9 protein-coding genes are annotated in these 10,035 nt (G+C 34.6%); 3 read left to right on the forward strand and 6 right to left on the reverse strand.

Features of this window, described 5'->3' with window-relative positions:
• The 4 genes from Q0U74_RS07180 to Q0U74_RS07195 form a co-directional block, all read right to left on the reverse strand.
• The coding region (locus Q0U74_RS07180; protein WP_297393704.1) for an ATP-binding cassette domain-containing protein at positions 1 to 135 on the reverse strand (135 nt) is incomplete at its 3' end.
• A complete protein-coding gene (locus tag Q0U74_RS07185; protein WP_297393691.1) occupies positions 135 to 1,115 on the reverse strand; it encodes a branched-chain amino acid ABC transporter permease in 981 nt (326 codons plus the stop codon). The genes Q0U74_RS07185 and Q0U74_RS07180, both read right to left, overlap by 1 nt.
• Entirely contained in the window at positions 1,115 to 2,002 is an 888-nt protein-coding gene (locus Q0U74_RS07190) for a branched-chain amino acid ABC transporter permease (RefSeq protein ID WP_297393692.1), read from the reverse strand. Before Q0U74_RS07190 ends, Q0U74_RS07185 begins: the two co-directional genes overlap by 1 nt.
• 57 nt (positions 2,003 to 2,059) lie before the next feature.
• Positions 2,060 to 3,217 carry an ABC transporter substrate-binding protein gene (locus Q0U74_RS07195; RefSeq protein WP_297393694.1) on the reverse strand — a complete coding sequence of 386 codons (1,158 nt, stop codon included), beginning with the start codon at positions 3,215 to 3,217 and terminating at the stop codon, positions 2,060 to 2,062.
• A gap of 351 nt (positions 3,218 to 3,568) precedes the next feature.
• Between Q0U74_RS07195 and Q0U74_RS07200 the strand changes: the two genes are divergently transcribed.
• The gene (locus Q0U74_RS07200) at positions 3,569 to 5,941 is read left to right on the forward strand and encodes an S-layer homology domain-containing protein (RefSeq protein ID WP_297393696.1); all 2,373 of its coding nucleotides are present in this window, start codon (positions 3,569 to 3,571) and stop codon (positions 5,939 to 5,941) included.
• A 314-nt stretch (positions 5,942 to 6,255) separates the two neighbouring features.
• Here Q0U74_RS07200 and Q0U74_RS07205 read toward each other — a convergent pair whose 3' ends face one another.
• Positions 6,256 to 7,290 (reverse strand): DUF2871 family protein, encoded by a 1,035-nt coding sequence (locus tag Q0U74_RS07205; protein WP_297393698.1) that lies wholly within the window; start codon positions 7,288 to 7,290, stop codon positions 6,256 to 6,258.
• Positions 7,277 to 7,834, reverse strand: coding sequence for a TetR/AcrR family transcriptional regulator (locus Q0U74_RS07210; RefSeq protein ID WP_297393699.1), 558 nt, complete (start codon positions 7,832 to 7,834; stop codon positions 7,277 to 7,279). The genes Q0U74_RS07205 and Q0U74_RS07210 overlap by 14 nt, the downstream gene beginning before the upstream one ends.
• A gap of 360 nt (positions 7,835 to 8,194) precedes the next feature.
• On the opposite strand from Q0U74_RS07210, the gene Q0U74_RS07215 reads away from it, so the two are divergent.
• The gene (locus Q0U74_RS07215) at positions 8,195 to 8,629 is read left to right on the forward strand and encodes a universal stress protein (protein ID WP_070611038.1); all 435 of its coding nucleotides are present in this window, start codon (positions 8,195 to 8,197) and stop codon (positions 8,627 to 8,629) included.
• A gap of 370 nt (positions 8,630 to 8,999) precedes the next feature.
• Positions 9,000 to 10,035, forward strand: a 1,036-nt coding sequence (locus Q0U74_RS07220) for an acyl-CoA dehydrogenase family protein (protein ID WP_297393702.1), incomplete at its 3' end; no start/stop codon positions are given.

Raw genomic sequence — 10,035 nt, forward strand, 5'->3', positions numbered from 1 at the left:
TGTGGTCTTGCCAGCGCCATTGGGACCAATTAGTCCAAAGAGTTCGCCTTCCTTTATTTCCAAATTAAAATCGTCAACGGCTTTAAGTCCGCCAAAATTTATTCCAACATTATTTAATTTCAAAACAGAAGTCATCAGTCTTCACTCCCTTCATAGTGTTTGTCTATCTTTAACAACTTGTAAACAAGTCCAGTAAGAGTAAACTCTTTTCTTCCAAGTAGACCATTAGGTCTAAATATCATGACAATAATTAGGGCAAGAGAATAGAAAATCATTCTGTACTCTGCAAACTGACGAAGAAATTCTGGGATTATAGTTAAAACTATGGCAGAAAAAACTGCGCCAGTAAAGGAACCCATACCACCAAGGACAACCATTACCAAGATGTCGAAACTTCTATTGTAGTCAAAAACTTTTGCGCCAATTACACCAATGTTGTGGGCATACATGGCACCGGCAATGCCTGCAAAGAAGGCAGATAGGGCAAAGGCATAAGTCTTAAAATAAGTTATATTTATGCCAGAAGATTCAGCCGCAATTTCGTCGTCACGAATAGATAAAATTGCACGACCATGTTTTGATGTCATGGTGCTAAACATTAGGGCAACAGAAATTATTGTAATTAAATAAATAACTAAGAAGTTTTGCATAACTGGAATGCCAGATAGACCTTGCGCCCCACCAGTAAAGTTAAAGTATTCAATTAAAACTCTAATAATTTCACCAAAGGCCAGTGTTACAATGGCGAGGTAGTCGCCCCTTAGCCTAAGAGCAGGGATGCCAATTAAAATTCCAATTATAGATGCAAAAATTCCGCCCAAAAGCATGCCCACAATGTAGCCGCCAAGACCTGGTATTATGCCAGCCTTTGTAAATAGGGCAGCAGTATAGGCACCTATTGACATAAAGCCTGCGTGACCTAAAGTTATCTGTCCAAGGTTTCCCACAGTAATGTTAAGAGAAACGGCAAGGACAATATTTATTAAAACAAGTCTTAAAACACTCATGGCATATCTATTTAAGACGCCAAGGTAGTTTAGACCAATAACTATAAAATAAAATAGTGCAAGAAGTATTACACTTAAAACCATTATTCCTTTTTTCTCTCTAGTCATTATACTTTCTCCTTTTGATTCTTGCCAAGTAAGCCCGTAGGTTTAACAAGTAACACTACAATTAAAAGACCAAAGACAATTGCATCAGCAAGTTTTGAAGAAACATAGGCCTTTATAAGAGCCTCTACAATGCCAATGATGATGCCACCAATAACTGCTCCGGGTATAAGACCAATGCCACCAATAACTGCGGCAGTAAAGGCTTTTATACCTAGCATAGAGCCCATTAAAGGATAAACTTGTGGATAGGCAGAGATGTATAAAACAGAAGCCACACCAGCAAGGGCAGAGCCAATGGCAAAAGTAAGGGAAAGGACTGTGTCCACATTTATGCCTACAAGACTTGCAGCGCCATAATCTTCACTAGTGGCAATCATAGACTTGCCATATTTTGTATTTTTCATAAATAGTTGCAAAATAATAGTTAAGATGGCTGTGATAATAATTGTTACATAAGTAGAGGGAGAAATATTTATCTCGCCAATATTAATGACACCAGATTTAAAAATTGGTGGAACAGATTTTGCACCTGCACCAAAAATTTTCATAAAAGAATTTTGTAATAGTAAACTCACGCCAATGGCTGTGATTAAATTTGTAATTCTTGGACTATTTCTAAGTGGTTTGTAGGCAAGCCTCTCGATTAAAACGCCAACTACCATGCAGATAAGCATGGAAGGTATTATTGCAAGATAAAAGGGAAGGCCAGCACTTAGAAGAAGACCAGAGATAGCATAGATAGCAGTGTAAGAACCAATCATGATAATTTCGCCGTGGGCAAAATTTATAAGTTGGGCAATGCCATATACCATGGTGTAGCCAAGGGCAACAAGGGCATATATAGAACCTAAACTAAGTCCATTTAATAGTTGATTTATAAAACTCATAGAACCTCCTTAAAAAGATTAATAAAAAAGACAAGCCTAAGCTTGCCTTTGCTTTTATTATTCAGCTGAAACTAAACTGTTAAAAGTATATGAGCCGTCTTTAATTTCTATAATAGTTGCAGATTTTACAGGGTTGTTGTTTTCACCAAACTTCAAGTCTCCAGTAACACCACTAACTTCTACAGCCTTTAGAGCCTTTACTATTTCAGCAAAGTCTAAAGAAGCTGACTTTTCAAGAGCTTCTTTATAAATATAAACTGTGTCATAGCCAAGAGCAGAGAAAGCAGAAGGATCTTCATTGTATTTTTCCTTATAAGCCTTTACAAAGCCTTGAACCTTTTCGCTAGTGTCGTGAACTGAATAGTGATTAGTGAAGTAAACACCATTTAATAGGTCTTTTGAACCTTCATCGATAACAGTAAGAACTCCGTCCCAGCCATCAGGGCCAATAATTTTTGACTCTATGCCAAGTTCTCTTGCTTGCTTAATAATTGAAACATCTTTTTCGTAATATTCAGGAACTAAAATTACATCAGGTTTTTCCTTGTCAATATTTGTAAGTTGAACCTTGAAGTCAACATCAGTATCGCCGTAACCTTCATCAGCTACAACTTCAAGTCCCTTAGATTTTGCTTGTTCAATGAAAGCATCGGCAACGCCGTTAGAGTAGTCGTTTGAAGTGTTTCTTAGGATTGCCACTGTCTTTGCCTTTAAGTTGTCAGAAGCAAAGTTTGCTAAAATTTTTCCTTGAAGAGGATCAGTAAAGCAAGTTCTAAATACATTGTCCTTGTTTTCTGTGATAGGAGCGCTAGTTCCTGTTGGAGTTATAATAGGAATTCCATCTTGAGAAGAGTTTTCCGCAACTGCAAGGGAAGGTTTCGAAGTAATAGCGCCGATGATGACATTATTACCACCTTCAACTAACTTGTTGTAAACAGTAACTGCTTCAGTTGGATCGCCCTTGTCGTCTTCAGAGAGGTATTCGATTTGTTTTCCACCGATTCCGCCCTTGGCATTAATTTCATCTACTGCCAGCTTAATTCCATTGTCTGTAGAATTTCCATATACAGCAGCAGCGCCAGTCTTTGGAATAATTCCTCCGATTTTAATTACATCTCCATTGTCGGGAGCGGCAGAAGTTTTCCCAGCTCCATTTCCACAAGCTGTAAGTAATGCAGCAAGTGTAAGAACGCCTAACATTTTTTTAACCATCATCTTTCTAACCTACCTTTTTAAAAAATTTTACCTCATATAATTCTGTGATTTATATATAATCAAGTGTCTTATTGAGATATTTTTTTTATTATAACAGTTCAAGAAAAAAAATCAATAGGAAAAGGCAAATTTATCGGAAAATAATATACATTTTACTTAGATAATAAATATTATTTAAAAGTAATGATAAAAGCCTTAAATTTATAAGTTTATAAATTTAACCTAGTAATGTTACAGAATTATTAAATTTATTAAAATTTTGTAAATTCACAAATGTTTTTGCTGTCTTTGGGTATAATAATAGCGAGGAAAATGTTTTTAACATTAATTTAATGACGAGGAGGAGAGTTTATGAAAAACAAAAAATTACTTAGTTTATTTCTTGCGGTATTGATGCTTGTTGCAATTCCATTTAGCGTATTTGCAGAAGATACTGAAGAAAATAAACAAAAAGACCCTGCAGTTGTAGAAACTGTAGAAGAAAAAGAAGTGACCGAAGAAGAAACACCAGCAGAAGCACCTAAAGAAGTTGTTCAACCTGCTGGAGAAGTTAAGGAAGAAGCAACAGAAGCTCCTAAGGCTGAAGAAGTTGAAGGATTAGAAGTTAGTGAACCACTAATGAAAGCGCCTCTAAAAGAACCAGCACCAGGATCTATTGAAGTTAAATTTGAACTAAATGGTGGAACAGGAACAGCCAGTGCTAATGTAATTAGTGGTCAAACTGTTGATAAACCAGCTGATCCAAAAAAGGATAATTTTATATTTGCTGGATGGTATACAGACGCAACTTTTGCCACTGAATTTGACTTTACAAAACCAATTACTGCAACAACTACTATTTATGCAAAATGGACACCAGAACCAACAAAATATACTGTTACTTTTAAAAATGAAGATACAGAAACACTTGTAAAAGTTGTTAAAGATGAAAAAGTACCTAAACCAGCTGATCCAACAAAAACAGGATATAATTTCTTAGGTTGGTATGAAGGCGATACAAAATTTGATTTTAACACTGCCATTACAGCAGACAAAACTTTGACTGCAAAGTGGGAAGCTAAACCAGTTGTTCCAGTTGTAAAAGCTCTTAATATTTCTGAAAGATCTTACTCTAATGGAAAATTCTACGGCAAGGTAACTGACAGTGATGGCGTTGGCGTTAAAGATGCAACAGTAAGTCTTTACAACTACAACGGATCTCTTGTAAGAACAGCAGTTACTACTGATGAAAATGGATATTTTGAAATCTATGTAGGCGATTACTATTATGGCTACTACGATGGCTACTATTATGATGATTATTACTATGATGATTATTACTATGATGATTATTACTATGATGGAGTTCGCTACTACAGAGATGGAAATAGATGGTATTACTATGTTGACGGTGTAAAACACTGGACAGACTATAGACCATATTGGAATGGCAAATATTATGGCAAATACTATGACGGAAGATATTATGGCGGCTACCTACTAGCAAGTAAAACTGATTACACTACTTCTGCTAAATATTATTTAAATGACGGAAGATATTGGGACGGATATTACTACAACAGATACTACTATGATGATTATTACTACTACAACAAGTACGATCACAAAGTTTATCCAACAGACATTACTAGAACAAATTATTCTGCAAAAGGATATTTAAAGGGATACCCTAACAGAACTGTTTATGTATATGACAATGGCACATATCTAGGCAGGGGAACTATTGATTCTAATGGTTACTTCAGCGTAACTTGGAGCAGCCCTTATGTAGCTACTGGAAGAAGCCTTGACTACTATGTAGATGGAAAATATGTATCTGACTCTGGATATTCAGGAGCACCAATTGTCAATGCAGTTTCTGCAGGTTCAACATTTGTAAGAGGAACTGCAGGAGCTAATGCCACTGTAACTGTTTATGATGCAAGTGGAATTACTCTTGGAAGCACAACTGCAGGAAGCACTGGTATCTACAATGTTACTCTAAATAGAGCTCTAAGAGCAGGCGAAGTAATAACTGTTGAAGCTAAGGAAGCTGGAAGAGTAGCAAGAACTACTAACTACACTGTTGGCGGCCAAGCTGTTTCTACAGAAAAAGTTAGCCAACCTGCATATATAGCAGGATTTCCTGATGGAACATTTAAACCAGGCAAAGAAGTTACAAGAGCTGAAGCTGTAAGAATGTTTGTTAAACTTGTTAATAATGGCGCAGAACTTCCTAAGAACCCTACTACAAGCTTTAAGGATGCCAACAACGCTTGGTACTCTGATGAAATTAACTATGCAGTAGCTAAGGGATTCATCAAGGGATACTCTGATGGAACATTTAAACCAAATCAAGCTATAACAAGAGCTGAATTTGCTCAAATGATTTCTGTATTTGTTAAAAATGGTTATCCAGGAACTGGAAGCTTCAAGGATGTAAAGGGTCACTGGGCATCTGATGCAATAAGTGCACTTTACGGAAACAAGAACATCAAGGGATACTCTGATGGCACATTTAAACCAAATCAAAAACTTACTAGAGCTGAAGCTGTTACAATTTTGAACTCTGTATTTGGTAGAAATACTAAATCAACTTCCTTCGCAAATGTAAGTGAAGCTGGACTAAAGAGATTCTCTGATGTAGCTAAGAGCCACTGGGCATACTATGAAATCCTAGATGCTTCTAATGGACACAATGCAGCTAAGATTGAAGGCATAGACCAAGTAAGTATTTGGCAATAAGAAGATCTTAACTTTATAAAAGTTAAAATGTAATATGAATGAAGGCGGCAAGGTAACTTGTCGTCTTTATTTATTTGTAGAAATTTTTTGCCAAAGTAAGACTGATGGAAAAATAAATTTTTTGAAGGACTTTTATTAAAGAAACTAAAGATAAAAAATAAAGCTAGGAAAAAAAGATAATAAAATGGAAAATTAAACAACAATTAAAAATTAGGATTATAAAAATTTGCAAAGAAAAACCTGCCACAAAGACAGGTTTTCTTCTTTATATTTAAGTGAGCCAAGAGTACATAAAATTTTTGGCTTTTGAAAATTTAAGCTCTTGCAAGATCCCTTGTCCTTAGACACTTTACAGAAATTAAAATTACTGCAAGGGTGATTAGGATGTGACCTATTCCAGAAACTGAAATCATGCCAATTCTCACAGGATTTAAGGGAGAATATCCGTCAACTAAACCATGAAGGAACATTGTAGTGAAGCTAAAATAAATTCCCAAGTTGTAAAGTCTAAATAATTTTTCCAACTTATCATTAGAAATATCTAAATTTTTAACTAGAAGATAAAATATTGCAGGAAGGGCAAAGCCAAGTACAATTAGGTGAGTGTGTACGAAAGCCATTTTTACTTCCACTGGATAAATTTTTCCAAGCTCACGATAAACTGCACCTGCTAAGATGCCTGAGAACAAGTAGGCTACTGCAAATTCCATAATATCCTTTTTGACAAAATCTTTTTTTAGGTTCTTGTAAAGTTTAAGGACGATTAGGACATACATGATAGTCTTTGGCATCATGAGTGCGCCAATGCTTGGGTTTACTTTTTTAAACAAGACCACTGGCACATAGAATAAAAAGCTAAAGAAGACATAGATGTATAAATTTTTAAAGTCCTCTCTATTTTTATCTTTATATAGAAGAAAAATGTCGATTAGTCCCATTAAGACAAAGGGGACATTTGAGATGATGTCCATTTTCTCGCTGTGGTTAAAGCTAATGAGAACACTTACAAGTCTAAGGGCAAATAAAACTAGCATTGCCAAGTAAAGTCCCTTGTCCTGTGACTTTTTTGTCTTCTTGATGTAAAAATAAAATAATAGATAAAAAACTGACATAGTAATAGCTGAGACTCTCGTTCCTAAAAATAGTCCAAAGCTATTTACTTGAAAGCCATTACTTTCTACATTTGCAATAATTCTGGGTATTAGGTGAAAGGAATCGCCAAGACCAAGAAGTAAAGTCATTGAGCCTAAAATTTTGCTGCCCTTATCTTCCATTAAAAGCATCCTTATGCCGAGAAAAATTACTAGGCCGAGATATAGACCATCAAAAAAAATTTCAAATTGATTCATTATTTATTCCCCCTAACAAGAAATCAATATATAAGTTACAAACTTCCAAAAACTTTTCCTTGTCGTAGGAAGAGGTGATGCTCTCCTTTATGAGTTCGTGAAAGACTGCCATAATGTAAGTCATTTTGTGGTAGAAGTCACTGGAGAGATTCTGACGCAAAAAGTTTTTGCCATGGGTCATAAAAGAATTTTCAAAGATAAAAAATTTTGGTCTGTAAAGGGTCTTTAAATTCTTGTCGTAAAGTTCTGTGGCTAAAAAATCTCTATAAGCCCTTAAAGTTTTTTCCATGTCTTCATTATTTTCTTTGTAGAGGTTAAAAAACTTGTGGTGAATTTCGCCCGTCTCTCTCTTAAGGACAGTGAAGTAAGAATCCTCCAAGTCCTCAAAGTATTGGTAGAAGGACCCTCTTGCTATGCCAAGTTTTTTTACTATGCCAGAGACATTTATATCCTTTAAATCTTCTTCCTCAAAAAATTCCTTTAGGCTGTCATAAATTTTTTCTTTTTTATCCTTGTCTAAGTTTTCAAAAGTATTTTTTGCCATATTACCTCCAAGTCTAAGTTTTCAAAAGTATTTTTGCCATATCACATACAAAGTGACACTGTGTCATTTTCTTTATAATAAATCTTTTAAGGAGCCTTGTCAAATCTATTTTAAAAAATATTTTGCCTTGAAAATTTTTTGTAATAAAGAAATTTTTGGTGCTTTATAATAATTTGCCACTTTATAAATTTTTCACAATTCCTAAACTTTTATTAATCCCTAAATTTTTAAAAGCAAAGAAATTTTAAAGTTATTACTGTAACTGTATAAAGAATTACTAGGCTATTTTAAAAGTTTTTCTTTTGGGGTATAATTAAATCAGAAGATAAGAAAATTTGAATTTATTTATAGGAGGTAAAGATGAAAATATTAGTACCAATTGATGGCTCAAAGTCTTCAAAAAAATCAATCGAAGTTGCAAGAGACATGGGACAAAAATTAGGAGCAGATCTTTTAATTTTGACAGTTACTCCAGAAACTTCTATTTTTGAACAATATCCAGCAAACTTTAATTTTACTCTTGAAATAGACAAGGCTAATGTTGAAAGAGCAGAAATGATACTTAAGGATGCAGAAACAGATTTAAGCGGATATCCAAACAAGGTTGAAACTTTTTATACTTCAGGAAATCCTGGTGAACAAATCTGCAAATTTGCTGACGAAAAAGATGTAGACTTTATTGTAATGGGCAACAGAGGACTTGGTGCCTTCTCAAGAACACTTCTTGGCTCTGTTTCCAACAAGGTTATCAATCATTCAAAGAAATCTGTACTTGTAGTTAAGGCAGATATTTAATAAGGGGCGGGTCACCGCCTTTTTATTTTGCAAATTTTTTTATTTTTTTGAGTCTTTATTAAAAGTTAAAGTAAATTTCTTTTATATTTTGTAAAGTTTTATAAAAACCTTATCCTATTTTAGAAGTAATAAAAAAATTGGGCTTTGATTTAATACTTTTAGTTAAATAAAAAGTATAAATTCTTAATAAATTTTGCCTTTGTAGAAAAATTTTTTACTTTAATTTCAATTTCAAAGTTATGGTAAATTTATTTTTCTAGTGACTTTTTAAACAAATAAAAACTTGAAAAACAAGCGCATAATGATATAATAGAAATAACGTATGTTAATTAAATAACATTCTTTATAATAATTGTTAGGGGGATTTTAAATGGATTTTAGAATGGACAAGGAACATCTATTGTTACAACAAATGTATCGCGCCTTTGCTGAAACTGAAGTAGAACCTGTTGCAGCTGACGTTGATGCGACAGAAGAAGTTCCTATGGAAAATGTTAAAAAAATGGCCAGATATGGTTTCTTTGGAATACCATTTCCTAAAGAATACGGTGGACAAGGTGCAGACTATCTAGCTTACGCTATGGCAGTAGAAGAACTTTCAAAGAAATGTGCTACTACTGGTGTTATTGTTTCTGCTCACACTTCACTATGCTGTGCTCCAATTTATGAAAATGGAACAGAAGAACAAAAGAAAAAATACTTACCAGATTTACTAGCAGGTAGAAAAATCGGTGCTTTCGGTCTTACTGAACCAGGTGCTGGTACTGACGCAAGTGGTCAAAGAACAACTGCTGTACTTGATGGTGACGAATACGTACTTAATGGTTCAAAGATCTTTATTACAAACGCAGGATTTGCTGATGTATTTGTAATCATCGCAATGACTGATAGATCTAAGGGAAATCATGGAATTACTGCTTTCATAGTTGAAAGAGGAACTCCAGGATTTACAGTTGGTGAACCAGAAGACAAGATGGGTATCAGAGGTTCTTCAACTTGTGAACTTATCTTTGAAGATTGTAGAATTCCTAAAGAAAATCTTCTTGGAAGAGAAGGTAAAGGCTTCAAACTTGCAATGAAGACTCTTGATGGTGGTAGAATTGGTATTGCATCTCAAGCTCTTGGTATTGCAGAAGGTGCAATTGACGAAACTGTTAAATACACTTCTGAAAGAAAACAATTTGGAAGAAGAATTTCTCAATTCCAAAACACTCAATTTGAACTTGCAGATATGAAAACTACTGCTGAAGCAGCTCAACTATTAGTTTACAGAGCAGCTGACGCAAAGGGTAATGGCGAAGCTTACGGACACTATGCAGCTATGGCTAAATTATTTGCAGCAGATGCAGCAAGTGATATTACTAGAAGATGTCTACAATTATTCGGTGGATACGGATACACTCGTG

The organism is uncultured Peptoniphilus sp., assembly GCF_946998875.1.
In the GTDB taxonomy this organism is placed as follows: Bacteria; Bacillota; Clostridia; order Tissierellales; family Peptoniphilaceae; genus Peptoniphilus_A.